Origin of the sequence: Stenotrophomonas sp. AN71, from assembly GCF_050435725.1 — a bacterium.
Classification (GTDB): domain Bacteria; phylum Pseudomonadota; class Gammaproteobacteria; order Xanthomonadales; family Xanthomonadaceae; genus Stenotrophomonas.
The window spans coordinates 102148-118126 of record NZ_JBNDKU010000014.1; the positions used below are offsets into that span (position 1 = coordinate 102148).

17 protein-coding genes are annotated in these 15979 nt (G+C 67.1%); 7 read left to right on the top strand and 10 right to left on the bottom strand.

What is annotated here, in order from left to right:
* Positions 1-92: 92 nt before the first annotated feature.
* A complete protein-coding gene (locus tag ABH900_RS18555) occupies positions 93-695 on the top strand; it encodes a lipocalin family protein (protein ID WP_429624589.1) in 603 nt (200 codons plus the stop codon).
* A gap of 116 nt (positions 696-811) precedes the next feature.
* Here the strand turns inward: ABH900_RS18555 and ABH900_RS18560 are convergent, their stop codons facing one another.
* From ABH900_RS18560 to ABH900_RS18570, 3 genes are all read right to left on the bottom strand, one after another.
* Positions 812-1501: a methionine ABC transporter permease gene (locus tag ABH900_RS18560; protein ID WP_429624590.1), complete on the bottom strand. Its 690-nt coding sequence runs from the start codon at positions 1499-1501 to the stop codon at positions 812-814.
* Positions 1498-2505: a methionine ABC transporter ATP-binding protein gene (locus tag ABH900_RS18565; RefSeq protein WP_429624591.1), complete on the bottom strand. Its 1008-nt coding sequence runs from the start codon at positions 2503-2505 to the stop codon at positions 1498-1500. The genes ABH900_RS18560 and ABH900_RS18565 overlap by 4 nt, the downstream gene beginning before the upstream one ends.
* A gap of 142 nt (positions 2506-2647) precedes the next feature.
* Positions 2648-3544, bottom strand: a complete 897-nt coding sequence (locus ABH900_RS18570) for a DMT family transporter (protein ID WP_429624592.1) — start codon at positions 3542-3544, stop codon at positions 2648-2650.
* 120 nt (positions 3545-3664) lie between these two features.
* On the opposite strand from ABH900_RS18570, the gene ABH900_RS18575 reads away from it, so the two are divergent.
* Positions 3665-4147, top strand: a complete 483-nt coding sequence (locus ABH900_RS18575; protein ID WP_429624593.1) for a YajQ family cyclic di-GMP-binding protein — start codon at positions 3665-3667, stop codon at positions 4145-4147.
* Positions 4148-4176: 29 nt separating this feature from the next.
* Here ABH900_RS18575 and ABH900_RS18580 read toward each other — a convergent pair whose 3' ends face one another.
* From ABH900_RS18580 to ABH900_RS18590, 3 genes are all read right to left on the bottom strand, one after another.
* Positions 4177-5277, bottom strand: a complete 1101-nt coding sequence (locus tag ABH900_RS18580; protein ID WP_429624594.1) for a helix-turn-helix domain-containing protein — start codon at positions 5275-5277, stop codon at positions 4177-4179.
* A gap of 97 nt (positions 5278-5374) precedes the next feature.
* Entirely contained in the window at positions 5375-6502 is a 1128-nt protein-coding gene (locus ABH900_RS18585) for an NAD(P)-dependent alcohol dehydrogenase (protein WP_429624595.1), read from the bottom strand.
* 18 nt (positions 6503-6520) lie between these two features.
* Positions 6521-7987, bottom strand: a complete 1467-nt coding sequence (locus tag ABH900_RS18590) for a benzaldehyde dehydrogenase (RefSeq protein ID WP_429624596.1) — start codon at positions 7985-7987, stop codon at positions 6521-6523.
* Between the two features lie 193 nt (positions 7988-8180).
* Here ABH900_RS18590 and ABH900_RS18595 point away from each other — a divergent pair, with 193 nt between their 5' ends.
* Together ABH900_RS18595 and ABH900_RS18600 are read left to right on the top strand one after the other, a co-directional pair.
* Positions 8181-8747: a DUF1415 domain-containing protein gene (locus tag ABH900_RS18595; protein WP_429624597.1), complete on the top strand. Its 567-nt coding sequence runs from the start codon at positions 8181-8183 to the stop codon at positions 8745-8747.
* Positions 8744-9547 carry an SDR family oxidoreductase gene (locus tag ABH900_RS18600; protein ID WP_429624598.1) on the top strand — a complete coding sequence of 268 codons (804 nt, stop codon included), beginning with the start codon at positions 8744-8746 and terminating at the stop codon, positions 9545-9547. The genes ABH900_RS18595 and ABH900_RS18600 overlap by 4 nt, the downstream gene beginning before the upstream one ends.
* A 131-nt stretch (positions 9548-9678) precedes the next feature.
* Here ABH900_RS18600 and ABH900_RS18605 read toward each other — a convergent pair whose 3' ends face one another.
* Entirely contained in the window at positions 9679-11709 is a 2031-nt protein-coding gene (locus tag ABH900_RS18605) for a M3 family metallopeptidase (protein WP_429624599.1), read from the bottom strand.
* Between the two features lie 234 nt (positions 11710-11943).
* Here ABH900_RS18605 and ABH900_RS18610 point away from each other — a divergent pair, with 234 nt between their 5' ends.
* On the top strand, positions 11944-12348 hold the full coding sequence (locus ABH900_RS18610; protein WP_429624600.1) for a hypothetical protein: 405 nt from the start codon (positions 11944-11946) through the stop codon (positions 12346-12348).
* A gap of 48 nt (positions 12349-12396) precedes the next feature.
* On the opposite strand, the gene ABH900_RS18615 is transcribed toward ABH900_RS18610, so the two are convergent.
* Positions 12397-13509, bottom strand: coding sequence for a PLP-dependent cysteine synthase family protein (locus ABH900_RS18615; protein ID WP_429624601.1), 1113 nt, complete (start codon positions 13507-13509; stop codon positions 12397-12399).
* Between the two features lie 125 nt (positions 13510-13634).
* Between ABH900_RS18615 and gloA the strand changes: the two genes are divergently transcribed.
* Positions 13635-14153: a lactoylglutathione lyase gene (gloA, locus tag ABH900_RS18620; RefSeq protein WP_429624602.1), complete on the top strand. Its 519-nt coding sequence runs from the start codon at positions 13635-13637 to the stop codon at positions 14151-14153.
* 146 nt (positions 14154-14299) lie between these two features.
* A complete protein-coding gene (locus ABH900_RS18625) occupies positions 14300-14728 on the top strand; it encodes a VOC family protein (protein WP_429624603.1) in 429 nt (142 codons plus the stop codon).
* Between the two features lie 67 nt (positions 14729-14795).
* On the opposite strand, the gene ABH900_RS18630 is transcribed toward ABH900_RS18625, so the two are convergent.
* Together ABH900_RS18630 and ABH900_RS18635 are read right to left on the bottom strand one after the other, a co-directional pair.
* Positions 14796-15227 (bottom strand): CBS domain-containing protein, encoded by a 432-nt coding sequence (locus ABH900_RS18630; RefSeq protein WP_429624604.1) that lies wholly within the window; start codon positions 15225-15227, stop codon positions 14796-14798.
* Positions 15228-15673: 446 nt separating this feature from the next.
* Positions 15674-15979 (bottom strand): SIS domain-containing protein (locus ABH900_RS18635; RefSeq protein WP_429624606.1); only part of this gene is annotated, 306 nt, incomplete at its 5' end.

Consider the following 15979-nt stretch of genomic DNA (forward strand, 5'->3'; position numbering starts at 1 on the left):
GTCAGCCCCTTCTCACAGGATGCGACACCATTGACGGATCGCGTGCACACAGTCGACCATGCGCGTGCAAGCCCACTGGAGCCCGCTCCCGCATGACTTCGATCCGCCCGTTCTGCGCCGTGCTGCTGGCCCTGTCCCTGGCGGCTCCCGCCATGGCTGCCAGTGAGCCGCCGTCGCCCCGCGCCAGCGCCACCGACGCGGCCGACCCCGGTGCGCCGATCGACCTGAAGCGTTTCATGGGCACCTGGTACGTGATCGGCCGCGTACCGAACTTCATCGAACGCGGGCACGTCGCCAGCGTCAACGAGTACGAGCTGCGCGACGCGCACAAGGTCGGCATCACCTACCGCTACCGCGACGGCTTCGGCGAACCGCTGCAGGAAGTTCGCGCTCGCGCCAGCGTCGATCCGGACAGCGGCAACCACGGCTGGCGCACGTGGTTCTACCGCGTGGTGCCGACCCATTCGCGGGTGCTGGAAGTCGCCCCGGACTATTCGTGGGCGCTGATCGGCTACCCGGGCCGCGAGATGGCCTGGATCTTCTCGCGCACGCCGGACATGGACAAAGCCCTGTACAAGGAGCTGGCCGAGCGCCTGCGCGACGAGTACGGCGTGAACACCGACAAGCTCAAACGCGTGCCGCAGCACCCGGAGCAGGTCGGGAAGCTGGGCTACGAAGTGCCGAACGTGCGCTGATAAGGTGCCGCCGGGCCATGCCCGGCGGATTCATTGCACGCAGATCCCGGTAGAGCCGGCCGTTGGCCGGCTGCCGCGATGCTCCGGGCGACGCCGGGGCAGCGCCCGGCACCTCGTCATTTGCGGCTGTAATGCGCGACCAGGCGGTCGCCAAGCATCTGCAGCAGCTGCACCAGCACCAGCAGCAGGACCACGGTGACCAGGGCCACGTCGGTATGCGAACGCTGGTAGCCATCGCGGAAGGCCAGATCGCCGAGGCCACCGGAACCGATCGCACCGCCCATCGCGGTGAAACCAATCAGCGCCACGGTGGTGACCGTCGCACCGGCAATCAAGCCCGGCCGCGCTTCCGGCAGCAATACACGGGTGACCAGCTGCCAGGTGGTGGCACCCATCGCCTGGGTTGCCTCGATCACGCCACGGTCCACTTCACGCAACGCGGTCTCGACCAGGCGCGCATAGAACGGTGCGGCGCCGATCACCAGTGGCACGACCGCACCTCGCACGCCCAGCGACGTTCCCATCAGGAACAGCGTGACCGGGATCAGTACGATCATCAGGATGATGAAGGGCACCGAGCGCAGCAGGTTCACCACCAGCGCCAGCACGCCATAGGCGAACGGGCGGCGCTTCATCTGCGGCGCGCCGAACAGGTACAGCAGCACGCCCAGCGGCAGGCCGATGGCCAGGGTCAACGGCAGCGAGCCGAGCAGCATCAGCAGGGTATCGATGGTGGCCTGGCCGATGTCGGCCCACTTGCCCGCATCCAGGTGGCGGAAGAAGCCGCCGGCGGTGGCGATGATCATCGACGCAGTTCCTCAACGTGCACGCCGGCAGCCACGAACGCGGCCTGCGCGGCGGACTGGTCGCCGCCCACCAGGGCGACCACCAGCTGGCCATACGGGGTGTCCTTGATCCGGTCGATACGGCCGGACAGGATGTTGTAGTCGACCCCGGTCTGCCGTGCGACGCTGCCGAGCAGGGGTTCGTAGGTGTCGGCGCCGAGGAAGGTCAGGCGCACGATGCGACCACCTACCACATTGAAATCATGGTGCAGCGCGCCTTCGTCCACATGCTCCGATTCGCTGACGAAGCGGCGCGTGGTCGGGTGCTGCGGGTGCAGGAACACCTGAGTGACCGGCCCGGTCTCGACCATCTGGCCAGCGTCGAGCACCGCCACGCGATCGCAGACGCGGCGGATCACATCCATCTCGTGGGTGATCAGCACGATGGTCAGGCCCAGTTCGCGGTTGATCTTCGCCAGCAGCGACAGCACCGAGGCGGTGGTCTGCGGGTCCAGGGCGCTGGTGGCCTCGTCGCACAACAGGATCTGCGGGCGGGTCGCCAGTGCGCGGGCGATACCGACGCGCTGCTTCTGGCCACCCGACAACTGCGCCGGGTACTTCTGCGCGTGCGCTTCCAGGCCGACGGTCTGCAGCAGCTCGGCCACCCGCGCGTCGATCTCCGCCTTCGGCATGCCAGCCAGTTCCAGCGGGAAAGCGACGTTGGCGGCCACCGTGCGCGAGGACAGCAGATTGAAATGCTGGAAAATCATGCCGATGCGCCGGCGCAGCGCGCGCAGGCCGTCCGCGTCCAGTGCGGTGACATCCTCGCCGCCGATCAGCAATCGACCACCGCTGGGTTCCTCCAGGCGGTTGATCATGCGGATCAGGGTCGATTTGCCGGCGCCGGAATGGCCGATGATGCCGAACACCTCGCCGGCCTCGATGGTCAGGTCCAGCGGTTGCAGCGCGCTGACTTCGCGGCCGGCAACGGCATAGGATTTGTGCAGGCGCTGGAACTCGATCACGGGCGTGGCTCACCGGCGGGGTGATGGAAGGGGCGTGCAGCCTACCAGCGCTGGCGGTCGCGCGCCCGCGCCATGGGCCAGAATGTTATTCCTTTTGGTTCTAAGTCGCCTCCGCCGGTGACCCTACCCCGGCCAAACCGGCTCAGGGATGATCCAGCGGCTTCGGCGGTTCATGCCGGTTCACCCGCTCCCGGTGCAGCAGGTACAGGCCGGAGGCGACGATGATCGCCGCGCCCACCCACGTATAGCCATCCGGCAGCTGGCCCCAGAAGGCCAGGTCCCAGCCGATCACCCAGACCAGGCCGCTGTACTCCAGCGGCGCGATCATCGAGGCCTCGCCCAGCTGGAAGGCCTTGGTCAGGGCGATCTGGCCCAGCGCCCCGGCCAGGCCCATGCCGGCGATCAACGGCGCATGCGCCAGCTGCAGCGGCACCCAGCCGGGAAGGGCCAGCAGGCCGGCACCGATGGCCATGATCACCAGGAACCACACCACCATCGACTGCGAGGTATCGGTGCGGGTCAGCAGGCTGACCGTGATCGCCGCCACGGCATAGGCGGTGGCGGCCGCCAGCACCATCAGGCCCGGCACCGAGATGAAGCCGTCCACGCCCGGCCGCAGCACCACCAGCACACCGACCAGGCCGATACCAATGGCCACCCAGCGCCGTGGCCCGACCCGCTCACCCAGCAGCGGCACCGACAGCGCGGCAATCAGCAGCGGGGCGACGAAATAGATGGTGTAGGCGGTGGACAGCGGCAGATCGCGCAAGGCGAACACGAAGCAACCGATCATCGCCATGCCCAGCACGCCGCGCAGCAGGTGCAGGCCCCAACGGCGTGGTATCAGCGAGCGCGGGCCGGCGCTGGCCAGTACCCAGACCAGCACGAACGGCAGCGACGCCGCACCGCGCAGGAAGGTCACCTGCAAGGTGGGGTAGCTGGCCGACAGCTGCTTCATGCCCGCGTCCATCAGCGAGAAGCAGGCGACTGCAGCAACCATCCAGGCCACCGCGCGCGAAGGGGAGCGTTGCACGTTCATGGCCCATTATCGCCGACCGCGCCGGATTGTAGAGCCGAGCCCATGCGCGGCTTTACAGAAGGCGGGTACACCGGCCCACGCGATAGAATGGCCACCACTGAATCCTGCGGAGCCCCGCCCATGCCTTCCTTCGACGTCGTGTCCGAAGTCGACACCCACGAGCTGACCAACGCCATCGACCAGGCCAACCGTGAACTGAGCACCCGCTTCGACTTCAAGGGCGTGGACGCCAAGTTCGAGCGCGATGGCGATGTCATCAACCAGTTCGCGCCCACCGAATTCCAGGTCAAGCAGATGAACGACATCCTGCGTGCGCGCCTGGCCGCGCGCGGCATCGACGTGCTCAGCCTGGAATTCGGCGACATCGAGACCAACCTGGCCCAGGCCCGGCAGAAGATCACCGTCAAGCAGGGCATCGAGCAGAAGATCGCCAAGAAGATCGCGGCTGCGCTGAAGGATGCCAAGCTGAAGGTGGAGAGCCAGATCAACGGCGACAAGCTGCGCGTGCAGGGCAAGAAGCGGGATGATCTGCAGGATGCCATCGCCGTGCTCAAGGCCGGCAAGTTCGAGCTGCCGCTGCAGTTCAACAATTTCCGCGATTGATGGAACCGCCGGGCGTGGCCCGGCGGGCTTCAGTCACGCAGCAGCTTGTACAGCGTGGTACGCGAGATGCCCAGCTGGCGCGCGGCCAGGCTGAGATTGCCGTCGGCGGCCTGCGCCGCGCGACGCGCCGCCTCGCGCTGCTGGTCGCGCAGCCCGGGCGCGCCGCCAGGGTTTGCCGCGGCGGCCGACGGCCTGGACCGGCCGGATACACCGCGCGGTGCCCGCAGATGCTGCAGGTAGACCGCACTGCCCTCCCCCAGCCGCACCCGGTGCGGCACTCCCGGCTGCAAAAGGCGTCGCCGCTGTGCGGCACTGGCGCCGGCAAACACCACCTCCAGACTCAACAGCGGCAGCGGCCCACGTCGTGGCAGGCCGAGCAGTCGCCGGGCAACGCGATTGGCCGCACGCAGCTGGCCATCCTCCTGCACCGCCAGCAGCCCCTGCATCGGAGACGCCAGCCAGCGCGGATCGTGCTGCATGGCCAGCAGGTGCACGTCGGTGAGAGAGTGGAACAGGCGGTTCTCGCTGGCCAACGCGGCCTGCCGGAAGTAACCCTGCAGCAATGACGGATCGCGCTCGCCCAGCCCGGTGATGTCGATCACCCCGCACACCAGGCCGTCAAGATCGTGCAACGGCTCGCTCAGGCAGAACACCGGGGCGAAACGCTGCAGGTAGTGTTCATTGCCGCGCACCAGCGCGGGCAGGTCGTCGGCCAGGCTGACCGCCGGTGCCGTCGTGCCGATCTCGGTCTCGCCCAGCCGTCGTCCGACCTGGATCGGCCGCAGCAGAGGTGCATCTTCCAGGCCATGCGCCTGCTGCGCGATCACCATGCCATCACGGTTGGCACAGAACATCGTCCAGCCACGACCACCGAAGGCCGCCCACAGCTGCTCAAGCTCCGGTTGCACGCAACGCGCCAGGCGCCGGTCATCGGGATGGAACAGATGCCGGCCATCACCCTGCAGCGGCCGGTAGACCGGCTCCTGCCCCGGTTGCAGGCCCGCCGCGCGCGAGCGCAGCCACGATTGCTGCAGTGGCAGCGGCAGCACGCCCAATGAATGCGCATCGCCCTCGGCGAAAGCTGCACGCGCCGCCATCAGCTGCTGTTGCCCGACCACTGCCGCCATCATCGCCCTCGCCCTCCGCGTTGATGACCGGCCTGGCCACCTGCATCGAGGGTACACCTGCGTTGTCGCGGCAGCCTGAGCGCCGCGACAACGCATCGTTTCACGCGGCAATACGCAGGATCGGCTTCAGCGTGATGCCACGGGTGCTGTCCTCGGCCGCCTGGTTGATCTGCTCCAGGGGGTAGAACTTCACCAGCTTGTCGAACGGGAAGCGGCCCTGCTGGAACAGGGTCACCAGCTGCGGAATGAACACCTGCGGCACGCTGTCACCTTCCACGATGCCGCGGATGCTGCGGCCACCGAGCAGCAGGTTGTTCACATCGAAGCTGGCGGTCGTGCCCAGCTTCGGTGCGCCGACCACGCCCATCATGCCCAACCCGCCCAGCGCTTCGATGCCCGCAGAAAGGACCTCCGGGCGACCGGTCGATTCCAGCGCGAAGTCGGCACCACCGCCGGTGATCGCGCGCACCGCCTCGACCACATCGGTCTGGCGGCTGTTGACCACGTGGGTGGCGCCCAGCTCCAGCGCCAGTTCCAGCCGCGACGGCACCACATCGATGGCGATGATGGTGGTGGCACCGGCCACCTTGGCCGCCATCACCGCACTCAGACCGACGGCACCGGCACCGTAGCTGGCAAAGCTGCTGCCCGAGCGCACCTGCAGCGAATTGAGCACCGCGCCCGCACCGGTCTGGATGCCACAGCCCAGCGGGCCGAGCAGTTCCAGCGGCGCATCATCGGGCACCTTGATCGCGTTGATCTCGCGGGCCAGCGCATAGGTGGCAAACGAAGACTGCGCGAAGAAATGGTCGTGCAGCGGCTGACCGTGCGCATCGGTGATCGCCGTGTGGCCGTGGCCATCATCGCCACCGAAATTCAGCGCGAAGAAGTCCTTGCAGTAGGCGCCATGGCCGCCGCGACACGGGTTGCAGTGACCGCAGGCGCCGTAGGTCAGCACCACGTGGTCGCCCACCTTGAGGTCGCGCACGTTGGGGCCGATTGCTTCGACGATGCCGGCACCTTCGTGACCGAGCACCGCTGGCAACGGCACCGGGTAGTACTGGTCACGCACGATCAGATCGGTGTGGCACAGGCCGGTGGCCACCACCTTCACCAGCACCTCGTCGTCCTGCGGGCCGCGCAGCTGCGCCTGCTCGATGACGAAGGGCTGTTCCTTGCCGCGGACCACTGCCGCAGTGATCTCACGCGTTGTCGTGTTGCTGCTCATCGCAATGCTCCTGATGGATCAGATCGGGTAAGCGGGCGCCTCGCCCTTGACGGTCAACCATTGCCATTGGGTGAACTCCTCGCCGTTGGCCGGGCCACCGATGCTGGTACCATTGCCGGACGCGCCGACGCCGCCGAAGGGGTTGATCACCTCATCGTTCACGGTCTGGTCGTTGATGTGCAGCAGGCCAGTACGCAGGCGCTCACCCAGCTTCAACGCACGGCCGACGTTGCTGGAGATGACCGCCATGGACAGCCCGTACTCGCTGTCGTTGGCCAGGCGCACGGCTTCGTCGTCATCGTCGAACGGCACCACCACCGCCACCGGTGCGAAGATTTCTTCGTTGAAGGCCGGGTTGTCGGCGCTCACATTGCCGAGCACGGTCGGTGCGAAGAACAGGTCGCGGTGCGTGCCTCCCGCCTCCAGCGTGGCCCCGGCCTGCACTGCCTGCTCGACCACGCGTGCGGCATGGTCACGTTGACCGGCGTTGATCAGCGGACCGATCGCCACGTCCTCGCGCGCCGGATCGCCCACCTTCAGCGAATTCGCCTTGGCCACCAGCTTCTGCAGGAACGTGGCGTGGATCTTCCGGTGCACCAGCACGCGGCCGGTCGCCATGCAGATCTGGCCCTGATGCAGGTAGACGCCCCACGCGGTGTTCGCCACCGCCAGGTCGAGGTCGGCATCGTCGAGGATGATCAGCGAATTCTTGCCACCCAGTTCCAGCGACACCTTCTTCAGGTGCTTTCCAGCGGCTTCGCCGACCTTGCGGCCGGCCGCGGTGGAGCCGGTGAACTGGATCATCGCCACATGCGGATCGCTGGTCAGCGCGGCACCCGCTGCGCCATCACCCGGCAGCACGTGCAGCACACCTGCCGGCAGGCCGGCCTGCTCGAACAGCCGTGCGATCACCGCGCCACCGCACACTGCCGTACGCGGGTCCGGCTTGAGCACCACGGCATTGCCCAGCGCGATCGCCGGCGCCACCGCACGCATGGCCAGATACAGCGGGAAGTTGAAGGGCGAGATGATCCCGATTACCCCCAGCGGCCGGCGCCGCGCCAGATTCAGCCGGCCCGGTTCAGACGGCAGGATCTCGCCGGTGCTGCGCGAGGGCAGCGCCGCAGCTTCATGCAGTGCCTTGAGGGTGACCTTGGCTTCGAAGCCGGCCTTAAGGCGGGTGGAGCCGCTTTCGCGCACCAGCCACTCGACCAGGGTGTCGAAGTTGTCTTCGGCCAGCCGTGCGGCCTTGCGCAGTACTTCCGCGCGCTGCTCGTAGGGTGCTGCGGCCCACGTCTGTTGGGCCTGCGCTGCGGCCGCCGCCGAGCGCGCCACCTGCACCGGGTCGGCCAGGCCGACCTCACCGAGCGTCTGGCCGGTGGCCGGCTCGATCACGGGCTGCCGTTGCGCGGCGGCCTGCCAGTGGCCATCGAAGAAGGCGCCGGCCCAAAGGGCGTCCGGCAGCCACGGGGAAGATGCAGTCATGAGTGTCCTCCTGTGTCGTACGTCCATTCCACGCCTGCCGGCCACCGCAGGCAATCGGCCATCCGCCGATGGCTCGCAAGGGCTTGAATCGGCGGGAATTTCCAGCATGGCGACTGTCCAGTTCCTGCACAGTGAACAGCGCAGCGGCAGCACACTGCCTACAATGTCCGCCCCGCCAGCCGACGTGCCCGCCATGACCGATTCCCGCCTGCCCACCGATGACCCGATCGCCGCCACCCGCCTGTGGCTGGAGCGCATCGTCATCGGCCTGAACCTGTGCCCGTTCGCCAAGGCGGTGTATGTGAAGGACCAGGTGCGCATCGTGCTCAGCGACGCAACCACGCCGGAAGCGCTGGTCGAACAGCTGGCCGAGGAACTGGTGCTGCTGCGCGATACGCCGGCCGAGCAGATCGACACCACCCTGATCGTGCACCCGCAGGTGCTGACCGATTTCCTGGACTACAACGACTTCCTCGACAATGCCGACGCAGCCATCGAGGCGCTGGACCTGCAGGGCATCCTGCAGGTGGCCAGCTTCCATCCGGACTACCAGTTCGAGGGGGTCGCCGCCGACGACGCCAGCAACTACACCAATCGCGCGCCCTTCCCCACCCTGCACCTGCTGCGCGAAGACAGTGTGGCGCGCGCAGTGGATGTCTACCCGGACCCGGACGTGATCGTCGAGCGCAACATCCAGACCCTGGACCGCATCGGCGTGGACGGCTGGCACCGCCGCCTGCGTGGCGACGACCTGACGTGAGCACGGTGCCACCGATCGCCGTATGGCCGGTCGCGCCGCTGGCGGACAAGGTGGTGCTGGTCACCGGCGGCGCCAACGGCATCGGCCGCGGCATTGCCCAGGCGGTGCTCGGTGCCGGTGGCCGCGTGCTGATCGGCGATCTTGACGACGAAGCCGGGCAGGCCTGTCTGGCCGAATGGCAGCGCGGTGACGACACCGCGTTCCAGCGCCTGGACATCACCGACGAAAGCAGCGTGCGCGCGTTCATCGCGGAGGCCCTGCTTCGCTTCGGGCGCATCGATGGCCTGGTCAACAACGCCGGTATTGCCGGAGCGCACGGCACGCGGCTGCAGGACATGGACTGGGACGAATGGCAGCGCCGCTTGTCCTCGCTGCACGGCGCGTTCCTGTGCAGCAAGCATGCGTTGCCGGTGCTGTCGGAAAGCACTGCGGGGGCGATCATCAACATCGCTTCCACCCGCGCCTGGCAATCGGAGGCGCACAGCGAAGCCTATGCCGCCGCCAAGGGCGGACTGGTCGCGTTCACCCATGCGCTGGCGATCAGCGCCGGCCCGGCGGTACGGGTGAACAGCATCAGCCCCGGCTGGATCGGCACCAGCGCCTGGCAGGCCCCCTCGCGACGGCACGAACCGGCGTATTCGGCCATCGACCACACCCAGCATCCAGCGGGACGCGTTGGCCAACCCGAAGATATCGGCGCACTCGCGGTGTACCTGCTGTCACCGCTGTCCGGCTTCATTACGGGCCAGGACTTCATCGTCGACGGCGGCATGACCCGGAAGATGATCTACGCCGAGTAAGCACCGCTTTTCGGTGGGTGCGGACCGTGGTCCGCACCATTGCCAGAAAGTGCCAACCAAGGTTGGCACCCACCACAGCGGTCGCACCATTGCCAGAAAGTGCCAGCCAAGGTTGGCACCCACCCCAGCGGTTACGCCATGCCCGAATGACGCAGCAGCGCGTCGATCTGCGGTGCGCGGCCGCGGAAGGCCTTGAAGTTCTCCGCCGCCGGGCGGCTGCCACCGCGTGACAGGATCTCATCGCGGAAGCGCGCTCCGGTCACGGCCAGTGCCTGCGGTGCTTCTTCGAAGGCCGCGTAGGCATCGGCGCTGAGCACCTCGGCCCACTTGTAGCTGTAGTACCCGGCGGCGTAGCCACCGGAGAAGATATGACTGAACTGGTGCGGGAAGCGGTTCCAGACCGGCGGGTGGTTCACGGCCACTTCCGTCCGCACGCGCTCGAGCAGTGACAGCACGTTGTCCTGCGCCGGCTCGAACTGGCTGTGCAGCAGCATGTCGAACAGGCCGAATTCCAGCTGGCGCACGGTGGCCATGCCGCTGTGGAAATTGCGCGCGGCCAGCATGCGCTCGTACAGCGCGCGCGGCAGCGGTTCGCCACTGTCCACGTGCGCGGTCATGCCCTGCAGGTGATCCCATTCCCAGCAGAAGTTCTCCATGAACTGGCTGGGCAGCTCCACCGCATCCCACTCCACGCCGTTGATGCCGGCCACGCCCAGCTCGCCGATGCGGGTCAGCAACTGGTGCAGGCCATGGCCCATTTCATGGAACAGCGTGGTCACTTCGTTGTGACTGAAGGTGGCCGGCCTGCCGTTGGCGCCGCGACCGAAGTTGCACACCAGATACACCAGCGGTGTCTGCACGCGGCCATCAACGTGCACGCGGCGGTTGCGGCAATCGTCCATCCAGGCACCGCCGCGCTTGCCTTCGCGCGCGTACAGGTCCAGGTAGAACTGGCCGACAAGCACGCCCTGCGCATCGACCAGGCGGAAGAAGCGCACGTCCTGGTGCCACACCGGAGCGCTGTCCTCCTGCACGCGCAGGCCGTACAGCTGCTCGATCACCGAGAACAGCCCGCCCAGCACCTTGGGCTCGGTGAAATACTGCTTCACGTCCTGCTCGGAATAGCTGTAGCGCGCCTGCTTCAGGCGGTCGGCAGCGAACGCCAGGTCCCAGGCCTGCAGGCTGTCGATGCCCAGCTGCTCGCGCGCGAACTGCTCCAGCTCGGCGCGGTCCTTGGCCGCGAACGGCTTGGCACGCGTCGCGAGGTCACGCAGAAAACCAAGCACTTCGGCCGGGTCCTGCGCCATCTTGGTCGCCACCGAGTAATCGCCGTACGAACCAAAGCCGAGCAGCCCGGCCAGTTCCGCACGCAGGGCCAGGATCCGGTCGATGTTGCCGCTGTTGTCCAGCGCGTCATCACCAAACTCGGACGCGCGCTGCGCGCTGGCGCGGTACAGGATCTCGCGCAGGTCGCGGTCTTCAGCCCAGGTCTGCACCGGCAGGTAGCACGGCATCTGAAGGGTCAGCTTCCAGCCGGTGTTGCCGTCCTTTTCCGCTGCCGCATGCGCGGTCGCCTTCACGTCGTCGGGCAGGCCGGCCAGGCGCGCTTCATCCTCGATGATCAACGACCAGGCGTCGGTGGCATCGAGCACGTTCTGCGAGAACTTCGCCGACAGCGCCGACAGTTCTTCCTTGATCGCGGCGAAGCGCTGTTGCGCCTCGGGTGCCAGTTCGGCGCCGCCCAGACGGAAATCGCGCAGGGTGTTGTCCAGCACCTTGCGCCGGGCGTCGTCGAAGGTCGCCGCTTCCGGGGCGGCGGCCAGCGCCTGGTACTGGCGGTACAGCGCCAGATTCTGGCCCAGCGCACTGGCAAAGCGGGTCACCCGTGGCAGGTTGCTGTTGTAGGCCTCACGCAGTTCCGGCGTGTTGACCACGCCCTGCAGGTGGCCGACCAGGCCCCAGGCACGCCACAGGCGCTCGGTGGCGTCGTCTAGCGGAGCGACGAAGGTCTCCCAGCGCACCGGCTGCACCTGCTCGGCAGCGCTGACGGCGGCTTCAGCCTCGGCCAGCAGCACGTCCAGCGCCGGCGCCACGTGCTCGGGGCGGATCGCCTCGAAACGCGGCAGGCCGGAAAAATCGAGCAGGGGGTTGGCAACGGTCACGGCAGATCTCCAGGGTACGGGCCCGGCACGCGGGCAGCCCTGTAGATATGGCGCTGCCGGGGCCACAGACAAGGGGGTTGGGGAGTGCGGAGCCGCCGCCCCACCCGGTAGATCCACGCCATGCGTGGCTGAAGCCGCCCCGTGAATGCCGGCATTCACGTCGGCCTTACGGCTCCGCGCTGAAGCTCTAGCTGCGGGGGAGTCCGCAGCGGTAGGTACCGAACGAGGCCCCACATGGAAGGTCTGGCTGCAGTCGCATCCACCTTGCCGGCCCGGTCGCTGGCGTTGTCCGCCAGCCCGGCAGAACTGACCTGGATCGCCGCGCTCTGCGACGCCGGCGACGATGCCCCTCGCCACCTGCAGCAGCTGCAGGCCGTGCTGCAGCAGGGCGGCACATTCAATGATGCCCAGGAGTGGTATCCGTTCGAGGTGATCGAGCGGGGAGCCAGCCAACTGCAGCTGGGCCACGAGCGCGAGTTCGTGATCTGCGTGCTGCTATGGCTGCAGGCGTTGGCCCAGGGCCGCGCCAGCGGCCTGGACCCGAGCCTGCACCTGGATGACCGCGCGATCGACATCGAAGCTTTGCCCGATGCCCTGCGTGATGCGGTGCTGGATGCGTTCACCGCGGCGGGGTATTGAGACGCCATCGTGACCGCCGGGCGTGGCCCGGCGACAACGTCGATCGTCCTACAGCGCTTCCAGGCTGCACCACGGCAGCTCGGGCAGCCCCTGCCCGGCCACCGCCGCGGCCAGCTGCGCATCGGCGCCGGCGACATCGATGCCCTGGCGACCGTACCACGTCGGATCGTAATAGCTCTGCGCATAGCGCTCACCGCTGTCGCACAGGATGCTGACGATGCTGCCCTGATGACCCGCCTCGCGCATCCACTGCGCGGCCTGCAGCACGCCGATGAAGTTGGTACCGGTGGAGCCACCGACACGACGGCCCAGCTGGCGGCTGACATGGCGCATCGCGGCCAGACTCAGCGCATCGGGCACCTTCACCATCGCATCGACGCTGGTCGGGATGAAACTCGGCTCGACCCGTGGCCGGCCGATGCCTTCCACGCGCGAACCACCGCTGCAGGTCAGGCCCCGCCAGTCCGGCTCTCCCGCCACGGCCGCCTTGTAACCGTCGAAGAACACCGACACTTCCGGGTCCGCGCACAGGATGCGGGTGTCATGCCGGCGGTAGCTCACATAGCGGCCCAGCGTGGCGGCGGTACCGCCGGTGCCGGGGCTGCACACGATCCATTCCGGAACCGGGCTGGGCTCCTCGGCCATCTGCTTGAAGATGGATTCGGCGATGTTGTTGTTGGCACGCCAGTCGGTCGCGCGCTCGGCGTAGGTGAACTGGTCCATGAAGTGGCCACCGGTTTCGCGGGCCAGCTTTTCCGAATCACAGTTGAGGTCGCAGGCGCGCTCGACCAGGTGGCAGCGCCCCCCATGGAACTCGATCGCCGCGATCTTCTCCGGCGAGGTGGTGGCCGGGATCACGGCAATGAACGGCAGGCCGAGCAGGCGTGCGAAATAGGCTTCGGAGACAGCAGTCGAGCCACTGGAGGCTTCGATCACCGGCCGCCCTTCGCGCAACCAGCCGTTGGTCAACGCATACAGGAACAGCGAACGTGCCAGCCGATGCTTGAGGCTGCCCGTGGGATGACTCGATTCATCCTTCAGGTACAGGTCGATGCCCTCGAACCCTGGCAGCGCCAGCGGGATCAGGTGGGTATCGGCGGAACGGTTGAAATCGGCTTCGATCTTGCGGATGGCGGCGGCCACCCATTCACGCTGCGACATGGCGGGCAATCGTTATCAGGACGGAACGGTGCGATGCGCCCATTGTACGTCGCGGTGGCGTCAGGTGCGGGCCGGTAGAATGGCGTCATCCGGCCGGCAACGGCCCTGTCTGAAGGACCTCCCCCATGACCATTCCCGCCCTGCGCGATGTCCCCGGCGTCGCCGCCCAGGCCCCGGCCGAAACCACCGGCTTCGTGTTCAACCACACCATGCTGCGGGTGAAGGACATCACCGCCTCGCTGGACTTCTACACCCGCGTGCTCGGCTACCAGCTGATCGACAAGCGCGATTTCGCGGAGGCCCAGTTCAGCCTGTACTTCCTGGCCTACGTGCCGGCCGGCGTGGCGGTTCCGGAAGACGACAGCCAGCGCCGCCTGTGGATGGCCGGCCTGCCGGGCGTGCTGGAACTGACCCATAACCACGGCACCGAAACCCAGGACGGCGCGGTCTACCACGACGGCAACAGCGACCCGCGCGGATTCGGCCACATCTGCGTGTCGGTGCCGGACATCGAAGCCGCCTGCCAGCGCTTCGAAGACCTGGGCGTGACCTTCCAGAAGCGCCTGACCGACGGCCGCATGAAGAACCTGGCCTTCATCAAGGACCCGGACGGCTACTGGGTCGAGATCATCGCCAACGCCTGACCCCAAATGGGGCACCATTCCGGTAGCGCCGGGCCATGCCCGGCGGCCTTCCTCCGACATTCATGGCACCGGAAGCTGGCCGCACTGCGCGCTCACCGGGCACGGCCCGGCGCTACCAACTCCGTCCCCTTTTTTGCGAGGTTCGTATGGAAACGATGGAACTGCACCGCGGCCGATTGATCGACCACCTGCAACTGGTGGTGCGTGACCTGGCCGCCAGCCGGCGCTTCTACCAGGCGGTGTTCGACACCATCGGCGTGCCGCTGGGTGGCGAAGGTCCCGACTTCTTCTGGGCCGACGAGCTGTTCATTTCCAGCGCCAGCAGCCAGGCGGCTGCGGGGCAGTTGACCGGCCGCCACCACCTGGCCTTCCAGGCCCGCGATGCCGCCACCGTCGATGCCTTCCACACGGCCGCGATCGCCGCCGGCGGTACCGACAACGGCGCCCCCGGCGAGCGCCCCTACCATCCGGGCTATTACGGCGCCTTCGTCCTCGACCCGGACGGCAACAACATCGAAGTGGTCTACCACGGACCGGCCCGCTACAGCGCCGACTCGGTGAAGGTCACGTTCTGATTGCACCGATGCCGTGAACGAAGAAGCCGGGCACTGCCCGGCTTCTTTCGTTGCAGCACGACAGCCTTCAGTGGGCCGCCATGTAGATGTCCTGCAGCACGGCTTTTTCCAGTTCCAGCTCGCCCAGCAGATTCTTCACGATGTCGCCCAGGCTGAGGATGCCGATCAGGCGGGTGCCTTCGGTAACCATCAGATGACGGCGCCGCGAGTATGTCATCAGCGACATGGCCTGCTTCAGGGTCGCTTCCGGCGCAATGCCCTCCAGACCGGTGGACGGCAGGCTGGAAATCACCCGGCGGCCGGCCTGCGGACCGTCGTCGGCCAAGGTACGCACGATGTCCTTTTCGGAAATGATGCCGGCCGGGGCATCGTCCTTCATCACCACCAGGGCGGCGATTTTATTCGCGCTCATCTTATGGGCGGCGGCACCGATGGTGTCTTCCGCATCGATGGTGATGACAGCTTCTTTCTTGGATTGCAGGAGTTCGCGGACGTTCATTCTTGTTTCCTGGTGCAGGTCACTGAAGTCAAAAAAGTGTGCTCTTCCGATACGCCCCCTCCCCGGGAACAGACCTTTCAGCGCACGTCTGGCGCACTCGACCGCCGCTAGAAATCATCGGCGGACGACGTGCTGCAACGCGAACGAGGCGGGTTCAACAGCGCGGCCCGTATCTCGGTCTACTCGATTCTACGACTGCGACCCTCGGTCACTACCGGCATCGATGGGACAGTTCGTCGTGGGAACCAACCGACGATCCAGAGAATGGCACCGCGGCTGAAACCGCCGCTGAATACTGGCGATGCAGCACGTTAAAGATTGATTGCGCTCTGCCGAAGGTGGACAGAACACCCGGCGGCTGTCCCACTTGGCACAGCCGCCGACACAAACGAAAGGGGCCCACGTGGGGCCCCTTCGCGTGCAGCATCCAAGCAAGCCGGTGGCCCTTACTCCACCGTCACGCTCTTGGCCAGATTGCGCGGCTTGTCCACATCGGTGCCGCGTGCCAGTGCAGTGTGGTACGCCAGCAACTGCACCGGAATGGTGTGCACGATCGGGCTGAGCACACCGGCATGGCGCGGCGTGCGGATCACGTGCACGCCTTCGGACTCGTTGAAGTTGCTGTCCTGGTCGGCGAACACGAACAGCTCGCCGCCACGGGCGCGCACTTCCTGCATGTTCGACTTCACCTTCTCCAGCAGGCTGTCGTTGGGGGCGATCACCACCACCGGCATGTCCTCGTCCACCAGCGC

Coding starts and splice junctions, on each gene's coding strand:
- ABH900_RS18625 (WP_429624603.1), top strand. CDS start 14,300: ATGGAAACGATGGAACTGCACCGCGGCCGATTGATCGACCACCTGCAA.
- ABH900_RS18580 (WP_429624594.1), bottom strand. CDS start 5,277: ATGATGGCGGCAGTGGTCGGGCAACAGCAGCTGATGGCGGCGCGTGCA.
- ABH900_RS18615 (WP_429624601.1), bottom strand. CDS start 13,509: ATGTCGCAGCGTGAATGGGTGGCCGCCGCCATCCGCAAGATCGAAGCC.
- ABH900_RS18585 (WP_429624595.1), bottom strand. CDS start 6,502: ATGAGCAGCAACACGACAACGCGTGAGATCACTGCGGCAGTGGTCCGC.
- ABH900_RS18555 (WP_429624589.1), top strand. CDS start 93: ATGACTTCGATCCGCCCGTTCTGCGCCGTGCTGCTGGCCCTGTCCCTG.
- ABH900_RS18575 (WP_429624593.1), top strand. CDS start 3,665: ATGCCTTCCTTCGACGTCGTGTCCGAAGTCGACACCCACGAGCTGACC.
- ABH900_RS18630 (WP_429624604.1), bottom strand. CDS start 15,227: ATGAACGTCCGCGAACTCCTGCAATCCAAGAAAGAAGCTGTCATCACC.
- ABH900_RS18590 (WP_429624596.1), bottom strand. CDS start 7,987: ATGACTGCATCTTCCCCGTGGCTGCCGGACGCCCTTTGGGCCGGCGCC.
- ABH900_RS18560 (WP_429624590.1), bottom strand. CDS start 1,501: ATGATCATCGCCACCGCCGGCGGCTTCTTCCGCCACCTGGATGCGGGC.
- gloA (WP_429624602.1), top strand. CDS start 13,635: ATGACCATTCCCGCCCTGCGCGATGTCCCCGGCGTCGCCGCCCAGGCC.
- ABH900_RS18610 (WP_429624600.1), top strand. CDS start 11,944: ATGGAAGGTCTGGCTGCAGTCGCATCCACCTTGCCGGCCCGGTCGCTG.
- ABH900_RS18595 (WP_429624597.1), top strand. CDS start 8,181: ATGACCGATTCCCGCCTGCCCACCGATGACCCGATCGCCGCCACCCGC.
- ABH900_RS18570 (WP_429624592.1), bottom strand. CDS start 3,544: ATGAACGTGCAACGCTCCCCTTCGCGCGCGGTGGCCTGGATGGTTGCT.